The organism is Micromonospora sp. NPDC005413 (assembly GCF_040606435.1).
In the GTDB taxonomy this organism is placed as follows: Bacteria; Actinomycetota; Actinomycetes; order Mycobacteriales; family Micromonosporaceae; genus Micromonospora.
In genome coordinates, this window is record NZ_JBEXEV010000001.1 from 190,784 (window position 1) to 210,418 (window position 19,635).

17 protein-coding genes and 1 pseudogene are annotated in these 19,635 nt (G+C 69.3%); 6 read left to right on the forward strand and 12 right to left on the reverse strand.

Annotated features, from left to right (window positions below; genetic code table 11):
- Positions 1-113 precede the first annotated feature (113 nt).
- Positions 114-1,901 (forward strand): ABC transporter ATP-binding protein, encoded by a 1,788-nt coding sequence (locus tag ABZS37_RS00805; protein WP_355164703.1) that lies wholly within the window; start codon positions 114-116, stop codon positions 1,899-1,901.
- Positions 1,898-2,428, forward strand: a complete 531-nt coding sequence (locus ABZS37_RS00810) for a S26 family signal peptidase (protein ID WP_355164704.1) — start codon at positions 1,898-1,900, stop codon at positions 2,426-2,428. The genes ABZS37_RS00805 and ABZS37_RS00810 overlap by 4 nt, the downstream gene beginning before the upstream one ends.
- Positions 2,429-2,556: 128 nt before the next feature.
- Here ABZS37_RS00810 and ABZS37_RS00815 read toward each other — a convergent pair whose 3' ends face one another.
- A complete protein-coding gene (locus ABZS37_RS00815) occupies positions 2,557-3,138 on the reverse strand; it encodes a type 1 glutamine amidotransferase domain-containing protein (protein WP_355164705.1) in 582 nt (193 codons plus the stop codon).
- A 177-nt stretch (positions 3,139-3,315) separates the two neighbouring features.
- Here ABZS37_RS00815 and ABZS37_RS00820 point away from each other — a divergent pair, with 177 nt between their 5' ends.
- Entirely contained in the window at positions 3,316-4,140 is an 825-nt protein-coding gene (locus ABZS37_RS00820) for an aldo/keto reductase (protein ID WP_355164706.1), read from the forward strand.
- Positions 4,141-4,353: 213 nt separating this feature from the next.
- Here ABZS37_RS00820 and ABZS37_RS00825 read toward each other — a convergent pair whose 3' ends face one another.
- From ABZS37_RS00825 to ABZS37_RS00850, 6 genes are all read right to left on the reverse strand, one after another.
- A complete protein-coding gene (locus ABZS37_RS00825; RefSeq protein WP_355164707.1) occupies positions 4,354-5,037 on the reverse strand; it encodes a TMEM175 family protein in 684 nt (227 codons plus the stop codon).
- A gap of 111 nt (positions 5,038-5,148) precedes the next feature.
- A complete protein-coding gene (locus tag ABZS37_RS00830) occupies positions 5,149-6,324 on the reverse strand; it encodes a zinc-dependent alcohol dehydrogenase (RefSeq protein ID WP_355164708.1) in 1,176 nt (391 codons plus the stop codon).
- The gene (locus ABZS37_RS00835; RefSeq protein WP_355164709.1) at positions 6,321-7,319 is read right to left on the reverse strand and encodes an SRPBCC family protein; all 999 of its coding nucleotides are present in this window, start codon (positions 7,317-7,319) and stop codon (positions 6,321-6,323) included. Before ABZS37_RS00835 ends, ABZS37_RS00830 begins: the two co-directional genes overlap by 4 nt.
- A 301-nt stretch (positions 7,320-7,620) precedes the next feature.
- Positions 7,621-8,742 carry a hypothetical protein gene (locus ABZS37_RS00840; protein WP_355164710.1) on the reverse strand — a complete coding sequence of 374 codons (1,122 nt, stop codon included), beginning with the start codon at positions 8,740-8,742 and terminating at the stop codon, positions 7,621-7,623.
- A gap of 221 nt (positions 8,743-8,963) precedes the next feature.
- A complete protein-coding gene (locus tag ABZS37_RS00845) occupies positions 8,964-10,121 on the reverse strand; it encodes a glutathione-independent formaldehyde dehydrogenase (protein ID WP_355164711.1) in 1,158 nt (385 codons plus the stop codon).
- 359 nt (positions 10,122-10,480) lie between these two features.
- Positions 10,481-10,750 carry a hypothetical protein gene (locus tag ABZS37_RS00850; RefSeq protein ID WP_355164712.1) on the reverse strand — a complete coding sequence of 90 codons (270 nt, stop codon included), beginning with the start codon at positions 10,748-10,750 and terminating at the stop codon, positions 10,481-10,483.
- A gap of 65 nt (positions 10,751-10,815) precedes the next feature.
- On the opposite strand from ABZS37_RS00850, the gene ABZS37_RS00855 reads away from it, so the two are divergent.
- Positions 10,816-11,526: a ThuA domain-containing protein gene (locus ABZS37_RS00855; protein WP_355164713.1), complete on the forward strand. Its 711-nt coding sequence runs from the start codon at positions 10,816-10,818 to the stop codon at positions 11,524-11,526.
- Positions 11,496-12,614 (forward strand): Gfo/Idh/MocA family oxidoreductase, encoded by a 1,119-nt coding sequence (locus ABZS37_RS00860; RefSeq protein WP_355164714.1) that lies wholly within the window; start codon positions 11,496-11,498, stop codon positions 12,612-12,614. Before ABZS37_RS00855 ends, ABZS37_RS00860 begins: the two co-directional genes overlap by 31 nt.
- 320 nt (positions 12,615-12,934) lie before the next feature.
- Here the strand turns inward: ABZS37_RS00860 and ABZS37_RS00865 are convergent, their stop codons facing one another.
- From ABZS37_RS00865 to ABZS37_RS00885, 5 genes and pseudogenes are all read right to left on the reverse strand, one after another.
- Positions 12,935-13,828 carry a S41 family peptidase gene (locus tag ABZS37_RS00865; RefSeq protein WP_355164715.1) on the reverse strand — a complete coding sequence of 298 codons (894 nt, stop codon included), beginning with the start codon at positions 13,826-13,828 and terminating at the stop codon, positions 12,935-12,937.
- Positions 13,829-13,944: 116 nt separating this feature from the next.
- Positions 13,945-14,031 (reverse strand): annotated as a pseudogene (locus ABZS37_RS00870) (IS5/IS1182 family transposase); the annotation flags it as partial.
- Positions 14,032-14,178: 147 nt separating this feature from the next.
- Positions 14,179-16,041, reverse strand: coding sequence for a hypothetical protein (locus tag ABZS37_RS00875; RefSeq protein WP_355164716.1), 1,863 nt, complete (start codon positions 16,039-16,041; stop codon positions 14,179-14,181).
- Positions 16,042-16,270: 229 nt separating this feature from the next.
- Positions 16,271-17,557 carry a ricin-type beta-trefoil lectin domain protein gene (locus ABZS37_RS00880; RefSeq protein WP_355165077.1) on the reverse strand — a complete coding sequence of 429 codons (1,287 nt, stop codon included), beginning with the start codon at positions 17,555-17,557 and terminating at the stop codon, positions 16,271-16,273.
- A gap of 217 nt (positions 17,558-17,774) precedes the next feature.
- Positions 17,775-18,977, reverse strand: a complete 1,203-nt coding sequence (locus ABZS37_RS00885; protein WP_355165078.1) for a ricin-type beta-trefoil lectin domain protein — start codon at positions 18,975-18,977, stop codon at positions 17,775-17,777.
- Between ABZS37_RS00885 and ABZS37_RS00890 the strand changes: the two genes are divergently transcribed.
- Positions 18,925-19,167, forward strand: a complete 243-nt coding sequence (locus ABZS37_RS00890) for a hypothetical protein (RefSeq protein WP_355165088.1) — start codon at positions 18,925-18,927, stop codon at positions 19,165-19,167. The two genes, ABZS37_RS00885 and ABZS37_RS00890, sit on opposite strands and share 53 nt — an antisense overlap.
- Positions 19,168-19,635 lie beyond the last annotated feature (468 nt).

Genomic DNA, 19,635 nt, shown 5'->3' on the forward strand with positions numbered 1-19,635 from the left:
CGGCCCTCAAGGGGCGGCGAACTCGCAGCGGACCGGTCGGGGTACGGAATCTTTCGGCCGCATGCGCGCTCCCGGCATCGGCCGCACCCGTTACGTTCGCCGGGTACGTCGGGGTGACGCTCATCGCCGGGGCGGTGCCCGTGGTGTTGGCCTGGTTGGCGAAGCTGGTGCTCGACGGCGTGGTCCGGGGCAGTACCGAAGGCCGACTGGTCGCACTCGCTGCTGGCCTGGCCGCGGCGGGAGTGGTCTCTGCGGTGCTGCCGCAACTCGGCCAGTACCTTCGCGCCGAACTCGACCGCGCCGCCGGGCTCGCCGCCCAGAAGCGGCTGTTCGACGCGGTGGACCGCTTCGTCGGGCTCGGGCCCTTCGAGGACCCGGTGTTCCTGGATCGTCTTCGGCTGGCCCAACAGTCAGCCGCGATGATGCCGACCCAGGCCGTCGACGGGGTTCTGGGCGCCGGACGGTCCGCCGTCACCATCACCGGTTTCCTCGGCACCATGTTCCTGATCAGCCCGCTGATGACGGGGCTGGTGCTGGTGGCCGGAGCGCCGACGCTGCTCGGTGAGCTGGCGCTCGCGCGAAGACGCGCGCGGATGCACTGGGAGATCGGACCGGTCGAGCGACGGGAGATGTTCTACAGCGGCTTGCTCTCCAGCCTGGAAGCGGCCAAGGAGATCCGCCTCTTCGACACGGGGGCGTTCCTGCTTCGACGCATGCTTGCCGACCGTCGCGCCGGCAACGCCGTCAAGCGGTCGATGGACCAGCGCGAACTGATCACTCAGGCCGGGCTGGGCCTGCTGGCCGCGGTCGTATCCGGCGGTGGTCTGCTGTGGGCCGTGGACACTGCCCGGCAGGGCCGCCTGTCGGTGGGGGACATCACCGTCTTCGTCGCCGCCGTGGCGGGTGTGCAGTCGGCGCTCGGCGCCCTCGCGGCCGAGGTCTCCCGCACTCATCACGCGGCACTGATGTTCGACCACTACCTCGCGGTGACCACGGCGGGGCCCGACCTACCGGTGGCGGTCGACCTGCCCGCGCTGCCCGCCCTCACGCACGGCATCGAACTGCGCGACGTGTGGTTCCGCTACTCCGACGACCATCCCTGGGTGCTGCGTGGGCTCACTCTGCGCATACCGGCCGGGTGTTCCCTCGCACTGGTGGGCCTCAACGGTGCGGGAAAGTCGACCCTGGTCAAGCTTCTCTGCCGGTTCTACGACCCCACGCGCGGCAGCATCCGTTGGGACGGCCGAGACGTCCGCGAACTGGACCCGGGGGAGTTGCGGCGGCGGGTGAGCGCGGTCTTCCAGGACTACATGGAGTACGACCTGACCGCCGGCGAGAATATCGCGCTCGGCGACCTGACGGCGCTCGACGACCCGGCGATGATCGAGGCGGCGGCGCGCCGGGCCGGGATACACGAGCGGCTGGATCGGTTGCCGCGGGGGTACGACACGCTGCTGTCACGGATCTTCTTCATGGAATCCGAGAAGGACGATCCCGATACCGGCGTGGTGCTGTCCGGTGGGCAGTGGCAGCGGCTGGCCCTGGCCCGGGCCTTCCTCCGTGGCGATCGGGACCTGTTGATCCTCGACGAGCCGTCGGCCGGGCTGGACCCGGAGGCCGAACATCTCATCCATGGCTCGCTGCGCCGGCAGCGGGCCGGGCGGACGAGCGTGCTGATCTCGCACCGGCTCGGGGCGGTGCGAGACGCCGACGTCATTGCCGTGCTCGACGACGGCCGGGTCGTCGAGCAGGGAACTCATCAGGAGCTTATGGCTGCCGGCGGCGCTTACGCCCGGCTCTTCGCTCTGCAGGCCGCCGGCTACCGGCCAGCGGAGAGGTCGTCGCTGTTGTCAGGGGCAGGGGGCGCGGTTGGCGTCCCGGACATCGGGAGGCTGTCGTGACCGTCGGATGGTGGATCGGCTCTCTGCTGGGTGCCCTGACGGCGGTGGGTCTAGCAACCCTCTACAACGGACGGCGGCTGGTTCCGGTGACGGTCCACGGTCACAGCATGTATCCGACCTACACCTCGGGTGAACGCATCGTGGTCCATCGGCGCCGCCGGGTCAGGGTGGGGCAGGTGGTGGTGGTGGAGCAACCGGCGGCGGGCGGAGGATGGGCACAGTCACCGGTGATCGGGCCGGCGCCGGCGCGGGCCGTGGCCCTGCGACGTTGGATGATCAAGCGGGTGGCTGCCCTACCGGGCGATCCACTGCCGCCGACGCCTATACCCGTCGCCGGCGGCGTCGGTGCGGCCGTGCCGTCGGGGTATCTGGTCGTGTTCGGCGACAACCAGCGGGCCAGCTTCGACTCGCGGCACATCGGCCTGGTGCCGGTGGAACGCGTGCTCGGCGTGCCGCTCGTGAATCGCCCGGCCCGCCCGCCGGACGGTGTCCACCAGGTCGGTCATCGACCCGCCTTACGGCATTGACGAGGGACGCGGGAGGGTTCGGTCAGGCACCCGTGCCACACGAGGAGCGGCCGAGAGCATCTCGATCTCCCTGCCGCCGGGCCGGGGCTCAGGCCGGGCTGATCCTCCCGGCCCTGAGCCCCGTCGGGTCAGGCTGTCGCCATCTGGCGGACGTGCTCGCCCTTGGCGAACTCCTCGACCATCTTCGTGCAGAAGGCCGGGAGGTCGCTGGGGCTGCGGCTGGTGACCAGGCCGTTGTCGACCTGCACCTGTTGGTCCACCCAGTTCCCGCCGGCGTTGCGGATGTCGGTGCGCAGGCTGGGGAACGAGGTGACGGTCCGACCGTTGACCATGCCGGTCTCGACCAACGACCAGGGGCCGTGGCAGATCGCCGCCACCGGCTTCTGTTGTTGGAAGAACGCCCGGACGAAGTCCATCGCCTGCGGGTTCATCCGGAGCCGGTCGGGGTTGACCGTCCCGCCCGGCAGCAACAGGGCGTCGTAGTCGGCCGCATCGGCCTCGTTCACGGTCCGGTCCACGTGATAGTGGTTGGCCGGATTGATGTCCTGGTTCATCGACTGGATCTCGCCGGATTGCAACGAGATCAGGTGGACCTCCGCTCCTGCCTGCTCCGCGGCAGCCCGGGACTGGGTGTATTCCACGTCCTCCACTCCGTCAGTGGCGAGGCAAGCAACTCGCTTGCCGGTCAATGGCTGCTGGCTCTGCGCCATTCTGCGGCCTCCCTCTGCGGCGCCACCCCGTCGGTGGCGCATCGCTCACTCCCGGTCGGCTTCCCGGTGCGGGCAACCACAAACGGGCCAGCGAAACGCCGCCCGTGGGTGTGCTGCCTGTCGCAGCGGGTAACGCAGGCAACCTACTGGTACCCAGGCTCCAGGGAAGGTCAACATATGATCGAGCTGCCGTCCGGCCAGACAATGCCCGTGCTCGGCCAGGGAACCTGGTACCTGGGCGAGCGCCCCGCGAGGCGGCGGGACGAGATGGCCGCCCTACACACCGGGCTCGACCTGGGCATGACCATGATCGACACTGCGGAGATGTACGGTGACGGCGCTTCCGAGGAACTCGTCGGCGAGGCGATCGTCGGACGACGTGCCGACGTCTTTCTGGTCGACAAGGTGCTGCCGTCCAATGCCAGCCGACGGGGGACCGTGCAGGCCTGCCGCCGCAGCCTGCAACGACTCGGCGTCGACCACATCGACCTCTACCTGCTGCACTGGCGCGGCACGCATCCACTCGCGGAGACGATCGAGGCGTTCGCCGAACTCGTCGACGCCGGTGACATCGGGCAGTGGGGCGTGAGCAACTTCGATCTTTCCGACATGACGGAGCTACTCGAGGCGGGCGGGCACTCCTGCGCGACCAATCAGATCCTGTACAACCTCACCCGCCGCGGTCCCGAGTACGACCTACTGCCGTGGCTACGCGAGAACCGAATCCCGGCGATGGCCTACTCGCCGATCGAGCAGGGCCGACTGCTCGGCCACCCCCAGGTCACGGAGATCGCCGCCCGGCACGGGGCCACGCCCGCTCAGGTGGCGCTGGCCTGGCTGCTGCGGCAGGAAAGGGTTGCGGCCATCCCCCGATCGTCCAAGCCCGAACACACCCGGGAGAACGCGGAAGCGCGCGACCTGCATCTGACCGAGGAGGACGGTGCGGCACTCGACACGGCGTTCCCGCCGCCGGCCGGCCCGCAACCGCTGGAGATGTTGTAGCGTCGCCAACCGCCGAATGAGGTGGGGCTTGTGGGGCTGCCGGTCGGCTTCACGTCAGCCCGACCACCGCGAAGCCTTGGTCGACCGGCCAACCCGCCCACCGCCGGGCGCGCTGGCGCTCGGCTCTCCTCTCGAACCGGATTGCGGCGGGTACCCGCCCACCCCGGCGGGCGGGTACCCGCCCGCCGGGGTGAAACCGCGGTTCGCCCGTCCTCAGCCTCTTGGTGGCCGAGGCCAGTGAGTGATCCGGCGGATCACCCGCAACTGGTAAAGGCCAGCGCTGGTGATCGCGTAGAAGACGGGTAGAAGGAGAAAGATGGCGAGGCCGAGCAACGGCGCCACCAGGTAGCCGACCATCCCCGCGAGGACGTACAGGACGACCCCGGCGAGGGCCCGGAACCGCTCGACGGGAAAGAAGCCGTCCCTGACCTGGTCCTTCAGCAGGTCGGGGTTCCGGGCCAGGTAGTGGTAGAACGCCAGCCACGTCGCGCACAGCAACGCGCCGATCAGCGCGTAGAAGGCGATCGCCACACGCTGGTCCACGTTGTTGTGCTCCTGCAACGCGTGCGACACGACGGTGGTCGGAAACGGCAGCAGCGCCGTGCTGAACAGCACCAACAAATTCATCCAGTGCAGGCCGCGATCGACCTGCTGAATGCGGTTGAACGCCGCCTTGTGGTTGAGCCAGACGACGGCCACGTACGAGTAGGACGCGAGATACGCGGCATACGACGGCCACTGGTTGAGCAGGCCGGACAGGAGGTGGCCGGGTGGGACGTCCGGTACCCGGAGGTCCAGGACCAGCAGCGTGATGATGATGGCGAAGATGGCATCGCTGAACGCCACGGCACGGCTGGTGTCCGACCGGCTGCCCGGGTCCGTGCCCGACTCGCTCACCAAGCGCACCTACCCAGGTTCGTCCGCGGCAAACAGCCGGGCACCGCTCCGACCGGATGGACGTCGCGTCCGGCCACCGCGCGCGCACGGTGGCCGGACGCGAGTGGTCCGTCAGGGTTTGAGGACGACCTTCTCGCAGCCGTCCTGCTTGTTCTTGAAGATCTCGAAGCCGCGTTCTGCCTCGTCCAGCGGCAGGGTGTGGGTGATGACCCTGGTCGGATCGATCTCCCCACGCTCGATGCGCTGCAGCAGCGGCTTCATGTAGCGCTGCACGTGGCATTGACCGGTACGCAGGGTCAGCGCGCGGTTCATCCACGCCCCGGCGGGAAACTTGTCCAGCAGACCGCCATACACGCCGATCACCGACACGATGCCACCGCTGCGGCAGGACAGAATCGCCTGCCGCAGCGCGTGCGGACGCTCGGACTCCGAGCGGACCGCCTGCTTGACCCGGTCATAGGCGTAGAGGGCCGCGCTGCCGTGCGTGGCCTCCAGACCAACCGCGTCAATGCACTTGTCCGGTCCCCGCCCACCGGTCAGTTCCAGCAGCCGGGACCGCACGTCCACCTCATCGAAGTTCACCGGCGTGTGGCCCGCCCGTTCCGCCATCTGTAGCCGGTACGGCTCCTTGTCGATGGCGATGACCTTCGCGGCACCGAGCATCCGGGCGCTGTCCATCGCGAACTGGCCGACCGGGCCGGCGCCCCACACCGCCACCACGTCGGTGGACTGGATGTCGCACATCTCGGCACCCATATAGCCGGTGGGCAGGATGTCGGAGAGGAACAGCACCTGCTCGTCGGTCAGCTCGGACTCGATCTTCAGCGGACCGACGTCGGCGAACGGCACCCGCGCATACTGCGCCTGACCCCCCGCGAAGCCGCCGGTCAGATGCGAATAGCCGAAGATCCCAGCGACCGGATGCCCGAACATCTTCTCCGCGATGCCGGCGTTGGGGTTGGAGTTCTCGCAGCAGGAATACAGCTCGGCGGCGCAGGCACCGCACGCGCCGCAGGCGATCGGGAACGGCACGACGACCCGGTCGCCGATGCGCAGCCGACTCGGACCGACGCCCGGACCGACCTCGATCACCTCACCCATGAACTCGTGACCCATGACGTCGCCGTCCTGCATCGTGGGCACATACCCATCGACCAGGTGCAGGTCCGAGCCACAGATCGCGGTGGAAGTGATCCGTACGATGGCGTCGCGCTCGTTCAGGATCCGGGGGTCCGGCACGTCACGGAACTTGACCTTGTTGCGGCCCGCCCACGTGTTCGCCCTCACGCGTGGGCCCCCTTCGCGAACTCGGAATCCGACAGCGGTTGCGCCGGACGCTGCGGGAACTCCTTGCGGGCCCGTTTGCCCCACGGGGCGCCCTCGGACCGGACCACCTCGCCGGTCTCCAGCACCTGCTTGAGCCGGCGCAGGTCGTCGTCGAGCTGCTGGTGCGGCTCCTCGCCGAAGTACTTGGCGACCGCCTTGCCGACCGCGCCGCCCGGGATGTCGTACGACAAGACGACGTGCACCTCGGTGCTCAGACCGTCCGGGGCGGGCACGAACCGGACCGTACCGGCGTTCGGCACGTCGGCGTTCCCGGTCGACCGCCACGCGATCTTCTCGCCGGGCGCGTCATCGACGATCTCCGCCTCCCACTCGACGTTCTTGCCGAACGGGGCGCCGGCGGCCCAGTGGCTCGTACGGTCACCGGTGGCGCGGACCTGCTCGAGATGAGCCATGAACGTCGGGAGGTTGTCCAGAGCGCGCCAGAACGCGTAGACCTTGGGCGGGGGTTTGCGGATGGTTGTCGTGGCTGTCAGCTCCATGGATCCTCCTTTGCGTAGGCCTCGTACCGCCGGCACTGAGCCGATCTCCTTCGCCCGGGTGGCCTGTACGGCGGTCAGCAGGTCCACCACCGTGATCCCGACGATGGCGCCAGTGACAACGACGAGCCGCCGACGGCGACGCCCGCCCCGGTGGGCGATGGCCATTCCGAGCGAGGCCAGGTCCATCGCGTCGCCCACGACCCGGGTCCACGCCCAGATGCTCTTCCGCCGGCTCGTCAGGAGCCCGACCGCGTGTATCAGCTCCCGCGCCCCGACGAGCGGCACCACCGCCCGGGACGTCGGGGAGTCGTCCACGCCGCTGATCCGGCGCACCGTGTCCGATGCCGCCAGTTGTGCCACGCCCAGACCGAGACTCATCCAGCCGAGCCCGCGCCCCCGCCGCTGCACCTCGTCCTGCCTGGCCTTGGCTGCCTCTCGGGTTGCCAGTCGAGTCACGGGTAGCCTCCGTATCCGATCGCACCCGGCCGCGCAGCCCGGCTCACGGCGATCCGGGGTACGACTCAGTGGGGCCGGTTACCCCCCGGGAACCACCTGAACCCGCCGATCGACCGCTGAATCGAGATCGCTCTACCGACCCGGGCCGCCCAGACGGCGTCCGGAGGCCGCTCATCGTCGCGGCAACCGGCCGGTGAACGCCGGGACCGGCTGCCTGCCCGGCGCGGCAACGGCCCCAGTTCCGCTGCTCAGCACGACGTCACGGCCGCGGATCACCAGCGATTCGGTCGCGCATGCCCGCTCATCCCGCCCGTGATGGGCTAGCCGTCTCGTTCCGCCCGCCGCCCGGTTCGGGATGGTAGCCGTAAGCGGCGGCCCGTACCGTTTCCTCGTTCTCCAGCCCGGAGCCGATCGCGCCGCCGACGGTGGCCAGCGAGCTGGTGATCCAGGCGAGCGTCAGGTAGTCGGTGAAATTGACCGGCCGCTGCAAGGTCTGTTCCAGCACGGATGTGTCGATCAGCAGCGCCCCGACGAGCACCGTCCCAGCAAACAGCACCAGGTAGGACAATGCCGTGGCCAGAGCGAGGGTGAGGATCGTACCCAGGTTGAACAGCCGGGCCAGCTCAGCAGGCGTCTCCCGGTCTGGCTTCTCCCACAGGTCGTGCGCGACGATCAGCCAGGCCACCAACGCGGTCAGCCCGAGCACCATGATCACGGCGAGCCTGAGTCCTCCGAGCGCATCGCCCATCTGCCAGATGGTGTCCGTGGCGAGTGCGAACGCGGCCGTGCCGAACGCGCCGACGAGCAGCTTGGACAGGCTCAGCAGGGCGCGCCCCGGGCGGTTGGCGCGGACCATTCCGATCAACAGCCGCACCCGGCCGATTAGCCGCGAGGCGACGTAGCCCAGTTCCCCGTCGGCCTCGTCGACCACCCGGTGGATGGCGGGAACACGGCTTGTGATCTCGGCCGGTGCCCAGCCTGCCGGCGGCACCCGCTGGTCGGAAGCGTCGGTGAGCAGTCGGCTCACCAGATCCGGAACGACCGCGCGGGCCGCTCGCAGCTGAGGCAGTCCCAGCGCGGGTAGAGACACCATCGCCACTGCACGCCGAGCCGAGGTCTGCGCGACCAGCGGCACCCGTTCGGCGTGCAGCGGCAGGTCGGTCAGACAGATCGCGATGTCCCACCGGTCGTCGGCACGCCGTTGGGCAAGATCCTCAAGCAGCGCCTCAACGCCACCGTCACGGCGCGGCGCCACCTCACCCCAGCCTTCCCGGATGGTCCACCGCACGTCCGCGTCCACCCGCTCGGCCAGCCGGCCGGCCAGCTCGGCGGTGAGCCGGGCGGCCACCCGGGCCGGGTGGTCCGGCGGGGTCGCCACCAGTCCGACGACGATCTCCGGGCGGTCCTGTTCGCTGTCGGTCATCGGTGCTCCTCACCGCTAGCCGGGCCCGTCGCGGTCCAGCGTCACCAATGACGGCTGTGGCGTAGGCAGCCGGAGCCAGGCTGCTGTCCGCCATCGCGGTGGCGGACAGCAGCCTGGCCACGCTGAACGACACCCGCAGGTACGTCCATGCCGCCGCGGTCGGTGCAGCGGATTCGGTGGGAGATGGTCTTGTGGTTCAGCGAGGTCGTCGCGATGTATTTCTAGCCCCGACCGTCGGGGTGCAGCAGAACCTTGGTCCAACCGTCGTTGCGGGCATCGAAGTTCTGGTACCCCGTGGGCGCCTCGTCCAGCGTGAGTTCGTGGGACACCAGAAACGACGGGTGGGCCTTGCCTGTAGCGATGAGGTTCATCAGCTGCCGGTTGTAGGCCTTCACGTTGCACTGCCCGGTTGCCATGGTCTGCCCCTTGAACCAGAACATGCCGAAGTCGAACGGCACCTTGCCCTGTTTCTGTAGCGGGTCCGGCGCTCCCGGGTCCTGAGGCACGTACACGCCGACCACGCCGATCGTGCCGCCGAACCGCACGGAGTGCACGAGGTTGTTCACGGTCAGCCCCGCCTTCTCCTGGCCACTCGGGTCGTGCGCCTGGTAACCGACGGCCTCACAGCCGCGGTCCGCGCCCATCCCGCCGGTCTGCTCCAGGATCTGGTCGACCGGTGATCCCTTCGAATCGTCGATCGGGATCGCGCCGATCTGCTCCGCCAGGCGCAGCCGGTCCGGATGGCGGTCGACCACCATCACCTTGTTGGCGCCCTTGATGATCGCGGAGTACGCGGCGAGCAGGCCGACCGGTCCGCCACCGTAGACCGCCACACTGTCGCCGGGCCGTACACAGGCGAGTTCGGTGGCGTGCCAGCCGGTCGGGAAGATGTCCGACAGCATGACGTAGTCCTTCTGCCTGCTCATGTCCCGGGCGTCCGGCGGCAGGACCAGACAGTTGAAGTCGGCCCACGGCACCCGCAGCAACTCCGCTTGGCCGCCGTTGTAAGGACCCATGTCGGCGAAGCCGTAGGCGGCACCGGCCATGCCGGGCGCCGGGTTGGCCACCAGACAGAACGCGGTCAGACCCTGGTTGCAGTTGGCGCAGGAGCCGCAGGCGACGTTGAACGGCAGGCAGACCATGTCGCCCACCTTGACGAGATCGACCCCTTCTCCGACCTCGATCACCTCACCCATGTTCTCGTGCCCGAGCACCCGGCCGGGCTCCATGTCCGTGCGTCCTTCGTACATGTGCAGGTCGGACCCGCAGATGTTCGTCGTCGTAATCCGGATCAGCGCATCAGTCGGTCTCTCGATTCTCGCGTCCGGAACCTCCTTGACGCTGACAGTCCTCGGTCCCTCGTACACGACAGCCTTCATCTGCGTCCCCCGTGAAGAATTCGCTCACCGCTGAGCCATGCCATTGCTAGCGTTCACATCCTCGCAGACCGTTGAGACCCTTAAGGGTGCTTTGCGCCACCCCTGGATGCTGAGGCGGCGTAGCTGGAACCAGGAGCACCTCACGGCCTGGTGCACCGGCGCCGACGTCGAGGGCTGCCCTCGAGGCAACTCTCTTTCCGGGCAGATCGACAAGCTCCTCGATGAACTCCCGCGTCTGCACGTCTGGTCGCTCCGCCGCGAAGGGTCCGGAAAGCGCGGACATCATGGCTACGCCCGCTCGGCATCCTCGCCGACGTACCCGAAGAATCGACAGTTCGTATCTGGCGAACGAACGCGCGTTACCGCTCGAGATGGAGCCCGGCGGCGATACGGTCCACCGCCCGCTTCGCCTCGACCAGGCTCGTGCCGGTGTGCTTGCGGTAGGCGCGAACAGCCTCAATCGTCCGTCCGCTCTCCAGGTGCCGAACTACTTCTGGTTCCACGGGCGCGGCGATGCTGAGGTGATCCATCACCAGATCTGGCGTGAGCGGACCGGGCAAGGTGGAACCCGGAACCCGGCTGACGCTGGCTTTGGCGGCAACCACGAGTACGGTTTCGGTGCTCGACAAGCACGGGCGTCGGCGGCACGTCGCCCGGCCAGCCCGGTGGCGACGGACCGCGGGAGGGAGCGAGGGTGGCGCAGCAGAGAGCATTGGTGGTCCGGGGCGGGTGGGAGGGGCACCAGCCAGTCGAGGCGACGGAGTTGTTCATCCCCTTCCTCGAACGTAGCGGCTATGCCGTACGGGTTGAGGAGTCGACGGAGATCTACGCCGATGCCGCCGAAATGGCCGACACCGACCTCGTCGTGCAGTGCGTGACGATGTCGCAGATCACCTCGGACCAGTCGGCGGGCCTCAGCGCGGCGGTCATCGCAGGTACGGGCTTCACCGGCTGGCACGGCGGTATCGTGGACTCGTTCCGCGCGTCTTCCGAGTACCTGCATCTGGTGGGCGGCCAGTTCGCGACCCATCCGGGTCTGGAGCCGTGCGAGCGTCGCGGTGGCGCGGAGGACAACTTCCTGCCGCACACGGTGCGCATCACCGACCTCGGCCGGGAGCATCCGATCACTGCGGGAATTGAGGACTTCGACCTGGTCACCGAGCAGTACTGGGTGCTGCACGACGACCTGATCGACGTACTGGCCGTCACAACCCACCCAACTCAGGCGTGGCACCCATGGCACCGTCCGGTCACCTCGCCGGCGATCTGGACCCGACTCTGGGGTGCCGGGCGCATTGTCGTGACGACCCCGGGACACAGCCTTGACGTGCTGGAGCACGCGGGCGTGCGTACCGTCATCGAGAGGGGGATGGTGTGGGCGACCCGCACCGCGTCGGCATCGTAGGTCTCGGGGTCATTTCCCGCGCGTACCTGAACACGCTCGCGAACCACCCCGCGGTGCGCATCGCCGCACTGGCCGACCTCGACGCCTCCCGGTCGGCCGCGGCCGCCGCCACGATTCCCGGCGCCGAGGCGGTGAGCGTGGAGCGACTGCTCGCCCGCCCAGACGTGCAGACGGTGCTCAACCTCACGATCCCCGCGGCGCACGCCGACATCTCGCTCGGCGCGATCGACGCGGGCAAGAACGTGTATGTCGAGAAGCCGCTCGCCGTGACGTTCCCGGACGGCCGCTCGATCATCCAACGGGCCGCGTCGGCCGGCGTCCGCGTCGGGTGCGCTCCGGACACCGTCCTGGGTACGGGTACGCAGACGGCGCGGGCGGCGATCGACGGCGGGCTCATTGGACGCCCGTTGTCCGCGTCGGCCGTCATGGTCACGCCAGGGCACGAACGCTGGCATCCCAACCCCGACTTCTACTACGCCCCGGGCGGCGGTCCGTTGCTGGACATGGGGCCGTACTACATCTCGGCGCTCATCCACCTGCTCGGGCCGGTTCGCGCGGTGGGCGGAGCCGTCAGCCGCCTGCGCGCCGAGCGCATCATCGGCTCGGGCCCGCGCATCGGCCAGCGGATCCCGGCGGAGGTGGACACCCACGTGACCGGCGTGCTCGAGCACGCCAACGGTGCTCTCTCCACCATCACCACGAGCTTCGACGGTGTCGCGACGACGGCCGCACCGATCGAGGTACATGGGGAGACCGGCACGCTCGCCGTACCCGATCCGAACGACTTCGACGGTGAGGTCCGCCTCTTCGCGCTCGGCGGCACCGAGTGGCGCGTTCTCGAACCGCGGGCCGGTTACGCCGAGGGTTCACGAGGCATCGGTCTGATCGACCTTGTCAGGGCCGACGGTCAGCGTCCGCCGCGCACTGGCGGCGACGTCGCGTTGCACGTACTCGAGACGATGACCACCCTGCTTCAGTCGGCAGCCCAAGGCCAGCGGATCGAGCTGACGACGGTGGTGGAGCGGCCCGCGCCAGTTCCGCTCATTCCGGTCGAGGACTGGAAGGCATACGACGCATACGGACACTGAACGGGGGCGCGGATTTCGGAGGCAGCCACGGGCCGGGACGGGTCGATGACTTCACTGCTCAAGCTGCTTCATCTTCCGAACGCTCAATGCAAGGGTGGCCCGGCCCCCCCGGACGCCAGAGTCGTCTGCTGGTCGCCCGGCGGGGTACGGCCGCCGGTAGTCCGACGGCGACAGGGTGCCCTGAACGACGTTGAACTCGGGTCAACGGCGTCGAACGCCCCTCAACTGCACCACGCCTCCCTGCGGTTTCCGGCCGCGATGCGGGGCTCGGGTCGACCCGAGCCCCGCGTTCGAGCGATCGGCCGCCTACGCAGCCGCGCCTATGCGCCCGAGGCGTCCCAGATGGCCTTGAGTGCCGTGTCGAGTGCCTGGTCTGCCGGGACGGGTACATCGGGGACCACTCCGACGCCTTCCCAGTTGGTGCCGGTGACGCTGTTGATGGTCCGGGCGGTCGGCACGGTCACCAGGATGTGTTCGGTGACCGCGCGGCGGGCCGTCGGATGCGCGCCGCCACGTGTCGTCTCACCGACGACGACCGCCCGGCCGTGCGCCTGAAGGGTGTACGCCACGTCCTCGCCCCCGGAGAACGTTGTCGCACTGGTGAGCACATAGACCGGGCGGTCGGCATAGCGCGGCGCGGGAAGGTGCGCGGTCGTCCAGAACTGGCGTGTGGCGCCGGTGGACCGCTCGTAGAAGTCGTTGAGGTGCACCTGATCGTCGCGGAAGAAGTAGCTGCACCACATCGCGGCTCCCTCCGGTGCTCCGCCGGCGCATGCGCGCAAGTCCAGGATGAGCGCGGAGCTGAGGGCGACCAGTTGCATGGCCGCGCCGATCGCGTCGGCGCCTTCATCGGCGTACGCGATGCGCCGCACGTCGATGAGCCCGACGTTCCCGTCCAAGTGCTCGACACGGCGGATCCCCTGGTTCTCCGCCCTGAGCAGCGCGAGAAACGCGGCCCGCCCCCCGTCCTCGTCCGCTGGATCCAGCGACCGCGGCTGGTCCGTCCACAGCAGCCGCAGATGCTTGTCCGGGCACACCTCCTGAAGGTGAGCGGTCACCGTCTCGCAGAGCACCGGCCCATCCAGGTCGTCGTACTCGCCTGCCGCGAGACGGCGCCGGATCGCGGCGGCGATGTCCACGGCCTTCGCAGGAAAGACGTACCCTGCCTCGATCCGATCCAGGGCCTGTCCAATTATCTGTTCGATTGAGAGCACGGCGGGCGACGGTAGACCGCAAACAGCCTCATGACCACCGAATTTCGCGCAGGCCTATTCAGAGCACGTTCCACCTGGATGGTGAGTCTGATCAGTCAGACGATGGTGGCGACGACTTTGTCGAATGCGGGCGCTCGTCCGTCGGCGCTGCCGTTGGCGGATCGTCGGGCGACCTGGTCCGAGCGCTCCGGGATGACGTGCCGGGCGAAGTCGGGGTCCTTCGTGCAGCGTCGATTCGGCGCCAGCCATCGCGATCGCGTCGCCCCGCCCGAGCGTGTCGTCGATGTCGAATTCGGCATGGACGATGTCGCCCGAGGTCGTTCATCCAGCGGCGGGCCTGACAGTGGAGGTCAGTCGCTGGGGCGGCGACCGGTGGAGCGGAGTGACCAGCGACCGCTCTCCTGATCCGGCTCGTCGTCCCCCACCGGCTTGCCCAGCCGGGTCACCCAGTCGACGAACTCCGCGTCCTGCCTCGGCAGCGGCTCGCCGTCCGCCGGGTTGCCCGCGCCGTCCCCGTCAACCCGGGACCTGTTGCGCCGGAACAGGCCCAGCCGCCCGCTGGCCCGTTCCGCCTCGACGACGGATGCCGGGCTGGCCGGCGCGGGAACCGCGGCGACCGGATCGGTCCCGGCGGGACCGGCCGGCGCGGCGTCGTTCGTGGGCGGGGACCCGGCGCGCCGGGCGGTCGCGAGGGCGTCCCAGTTCGCGGCCCGGTTCAGGTTGGGCAGGGGCGGCCGGCGCCGAGGTGGGAGCGCCGGTTCGGGCCTCCCTTGCGTGCCGGCCGAGTGGGTCGCCTCGGCGCCGGGGGCGGGCTCGGTCGAGGACGGCACCCGCCGCGCCGGAACGACCGTCCAGCTCGCCTGAACCGGTGTCCGGTCGGTCTTCGGCGGCTGGTACATCCGGCGGGTCCCGGGGGCGACGAGTGCCCCGTCGGGCGGCGTCGCGTCGGGTTCGATGTTGTCGGCCTCCACCTGCGCCGTCCCGGAGCCGTGCCCGCCGGGTCCCGTGGGAATGTGGGCCACCGTCGCGGGGGCCGGTTCCGATGTCTCCGGGGTGTCGTCGAGGTCGGCCGGTGTGGCGAGGTTGGCGGGTGCGGTGATAGCAGCCGGTGCAGGGGTGCGCGTCGCGGAATCGGCCGGTACGGCGCTGGCGTCCCGGTGGCCAGCCGGCGAACCGAAGCCCAGCGGTCCGGCTGCGGTCGGGAGCTTCGCTGCGACCGGCCCCGTGCCGGCCAGGTCGACGGGCTCCGGCTCGTCGGTCGTACCACCAGCGGCCAGCGTCATGGCCTCCGGCACGGCGGGGCCGGCGGGCAGCGGACGGAGGATGCCGGTCGGCTCGACGACCCGCGCTTCGGCGGTGCGTGGCAGGAGCGGCCAGCGGAACAACGCGGCGGCGGCCGAACCGAACACACCGGCGGCGACGGCGAGCAGCGCGCCATAGTACGGCGTGATCTGGTACCGGTCGACGGCGTCGCCGGGACCGGCTGTCAGGTAGGTGAACGCGACCAGCACCGTGCCGGCCGTGCCGGTCGCGCCGTTGACCAGCGGCGGATGCCCGCGCCAGCGGGCCAGCCCGCCGGTCGCCGCGCCGATGAGCAGGGCCACCGCAGGCAGAATCAGGATCGCCTGCCGGTATGCCGTGTCGGCGTCGAGCCCGGCCGGCTCCAGCACACCCAGCCGTACGGCGGGCATCGGCCCGGCGGTTGCGAGCGACGGGACGACCGAGACGAGCGCCAGCAGCCAGACCACGCCGCCCACCGCCGCCATGTTCCAGCCCAGCGGCGGCTTCAGCAGTACGGCGATCGCGGCACCCGCGCCGACCAGCGCGCCGAGGGTCGCGCAGATGCCGAGGGCCCAGATCGGGTCCACCGAGAAGCGCTCGGCGGCCTGGGCCGGCCGGAAGCAGAGGGGCGCCACGACGGTGGCGCCCAGCGCGGCGGCGGCGGCGACGGCCACCAATCTGCCGGTGCTCCCCAGCACCCCGGACCGGCGGGCCAGGCGTGCGGTGAAGACGGTGCCGGCCAGGGCGGCGTGTGCCGCGAACCAGCCCACCCAGACGAGCTGGGCAGGCCACTGGTTGGCGGTGCCGTCGGTGGAGGCGCCCGTGATCTGGACAATGCCGAAGCTGAACGCGATGCCGAGCTGACCGGCACCGGCGAGCACGCCCATCCCGAGCGCTGTGAGCAACAAATTACGCCAGGTGCGAGAGACCATGTCGGGCACGTTACGCACCAACTGCGTCGTTTTTTACCGGAATGCCGGATTCCATGTCGGACCGCCAGGTGACGCCCAGCGAAGTCGTCACCGACGTCGCCCGCTCGGCGGCCTGGCCAGCCGAACCGGCCGTGGCAGCTCATTCGGGTGCTGCCGGTTCTGCGGACGCCGCCCGGGACAGGACCCGAGCGGCGCGTCTCCGACATGGTGAACGGTGCCTGATGCGGTACTAGTTGCGCGTGCTCCACTGCTGGTTGGCACCGCCATGGCAGGCCCAGAGGTGAAGTTGCGTCCCATTGGCCGTGCCGGAACTGACGGCATCGAGGCAGAGCCCTGATTGAGTTCCAGTGATGGTGCCGTTGGTGTTCAGGTTCCACTGCTGGTTGGGTTGGCCGTTGCAGTCCCAGATGATGACAGCGGTGCCGTTGCTGCTGCCCGCCCCGCTGGCGTCCAGGCACTTGTTGCCGTAGATGGTCAGGGTGCGGTTGGCGGTGAGGGTCCAGCGCTGGTTGGTGCCACCGTGACAGTCCCACAGTTGCGCGCGGGCGCCGTTGCTCGTGCTGGAGTTGGGTATGTCCATGCAACGGCCGGACTGGCTACCCGCGATCAGCACGTTCTGCTGGCCGGCCGGCGGGCTCGATGGCGGGGGAGTGGTGGGCGGTGCGGTAGACCCGAACTGGGTGAAGAACCGCCACACCTCCTGCTTGACCCAGCTCCGCGCGCCGCTCTCACATCCGGCGCACCCATCCACTGGACCTTGCTGGTGGCCGCCGTCGAACGCGGCCCAGACCACCGGATATCCGGCCTGGCATGAGTAGGCGGTGGTGATGTGGGTCCGGCTGCCCGGCGCCGGCTCGGGCGGGTTCTGCGCGGCACAACCATTGTTCCTCACGAACCTGTCACGTAGCGACCGTCCGCTTGGGATGTTGTCGTTGATGCCGTGAATCCCCAGGTACGCCACTGGTTGGGTGCCGCCGCTGCATCCGCTGATCGCCCCTGGGGCCGCGATTGCCGCAACTGCACGAAACACCGTCGGTCGGGAACACGCCAACGAGTAGCTCATCGCGCCGCCGTAGCTGAACCCGACCGAGAACCGTTGTGTCGTGTCGACACAGAGAGCGTTCTCGATCACGCGGATCATGTCGTCGGTGAAGGTCACGTCTTCACCATTGGAATTGCCCCAGCCGTTGCTGATGCCCTGCGGGGCGACGAAAATCGTGGTGTTGTTCGCCTGGGAGAGCATGCCGTAGTAGGCCCACGCGGATCCGTCGGTTCCGCCCGACGCGACGTCATTGGCGGTGCCGCCCAGCCAGTGGAACCCGAAGGCGAGCCGGTGGGCATAGTTGTTGTTGTAGCTGTCGGGAAGCCGAAGGATGAAACTGCGGCTCTTCCCGCTGCTCTGGATGGTGTGGGTGCCGCTGTTCAGTCCGGGGGCCTTGCCGCAGCCGGCAGTGGTGGCCGCGGACGCCGATGCGACAGTCGCGACGACGTACACGCCGACGGCGACCAGGACCATGACAGCCAGGGCCGCCCCTAACCAGGGGGTGGAGAGTTTGCGATGGGGCACAGCTGAGCCTCCTTGTGGGTGAATGACCATCCGTGGGGTCGGTGCCGGGTGGTTCGGCGGCCGAGCCGCGTGGTTCCGCCGCCGAACCGGACTGGCGAGCACGGCGATCCCGGCGAGGCCGTGCACAGCCGGACCTACCGTTGCCCTCCCGAGACGTTCGCGGGGCTCAGCTCCGGCTCCATCGTTGGTTGGCCGCGCCGGTGCAGTCCCAGATCTGGATGCGCGTGCCGTTGGCCGTGCCGTTGCCGACCACGTCCAGGCACCGGCCGGAACCAACGGCGGTGATCGTGCCGTCGGCATTGAACCGCCACCGCTGGTTGGACTGGCCGTTGCAGTCCCAGATGATCACCGAGCTGCCGTTCGCGGTGCCGGCGCCGCTGACGTCGAGGCACTTTCCGCCGAAGACGCGCAGCTCCTGGGCGGCGGTCGAGGTCCAGCTCTGGTTGCTCTGGCCGTGGCAGTCCCAGATGATCGCCGCCGTGCCGTTGGCCTGTGCGGCGCTGTTGACGTCCAGGCACCGTCCGGAGGACGTGTTACGCAGGGCCGACGTGCCGCTCGGCGGCGGGGTGGTCGGCGGCGGGGTGGTCGGGCCCGACGTTGGGTCGGTGCCGCCGAACTGGGTGAAGAACCTCCACACCTCGCCCTTGGTCCAGGTCCTGACCCCGCTGTCCCCGCCGCCGTCCACCGGGCCGGGGGTGTGCCCGCCGTCGAAGGCGGCCCACACCACCGGATATCCGGACCGGCAGCCGGAGTAGGTGGTGGTGATGTGGGTCAGGCTGCCCGACCTCGGCTCGGGCGGGTTCTGTGAGGTGCACCCGTTGTTGCGCACGAACGTGTCACGTAGGGACCGCCCGGCGGAGACGTTGAGCACCGGGTCCCCGATGCCATGGATTCCCATGTACGCGATCGGCTGAGTGCCGCCGCTGCACCCGCTGAGCTGCCCACCGGAGTAGACCGCGACAGCGCGGAAGACACCTGCCCGGGAACAGGCCAGCGAATAGCTCATGCCTCCGCCGTAACTGAAGCCGAGCGCGAAGAGCTGCGTCGTGTCGACACACAGATCTGCCTCGATCAGCCTGATCATGTCGTCGACGAAGGTGACGTCCTGGCCGCCGGGGTTGGCCCAGCCGTTTCCGTTGCCCTGGGGGGCGACGAAAATGGTGCTGTTGTTCGCCTGCTGCCGCAGCCCGTAGTAGGACCAGGCCGCTCCGTCCGACCCACCGGAGTCGACGTCGTTGGCGGTGCCGCCGTTCCAGTGAAATCCGAAGATCAATCGGTACGGGTGACTCCTGTCGTAGTTGTCAGGAATCCTCAGGATGAAACTACGGTTCTGGCCGCTGCTCTGGATGGACCGTTGGCCGCTGGTCAACGTGGGCGCTCTGCCGCACCCGGCGGTCGTTGCGGCTGCTCCGGCGTTCGCGGCCGACGCAGTGGTGCTCAAGCCACCGGTCAGTGCCGCCGCGCCCACGGTCACGACGACAACCGCCGTCGTCGCAAGAAAACCAAGGATGGGTCTACGTCTTGTCATGATGGGGCTCCCGCCACTCGGCACGATCTGATTCAGGTAGAGGGGTCCACGGCGATTCCCGCGCCGCCACGACGCGCCACTCCGGGTCACCTCCGCCGACCACACTCGCCGGGGACGAAACCCAGAAGGCGCGATGTGCCCACGGCGCTGGCCGGCTCATCGCCACAGGTTCCCGCCACCGGTCTCGCCGCCCACGCGGGACCGGTCGGTCGTCGAATCGTCGGCGGTCCACACCGCACGCAACCGACCGCCGGACGGTGCTGGAGCACTCGGCTCGACGTCGAATCGATTCGCCCCGACGCTAGGTCGTGTAGTGAAGGATGTCAATGCCGGGTCCGGCACGTTGCCGCCCGGAGAGCCCGTTCGATGCGAAACGGGCCCGCGACCGTGGTCGCCGGGCGGTCCGGGGCTCGTGGGAACGGGCCCTCGCGGCGGTGCGGATCGGCAGACGGGCCCCGCCCAGCCCGCGCTGCGACCCAAATCAAACGAACATCTTCGA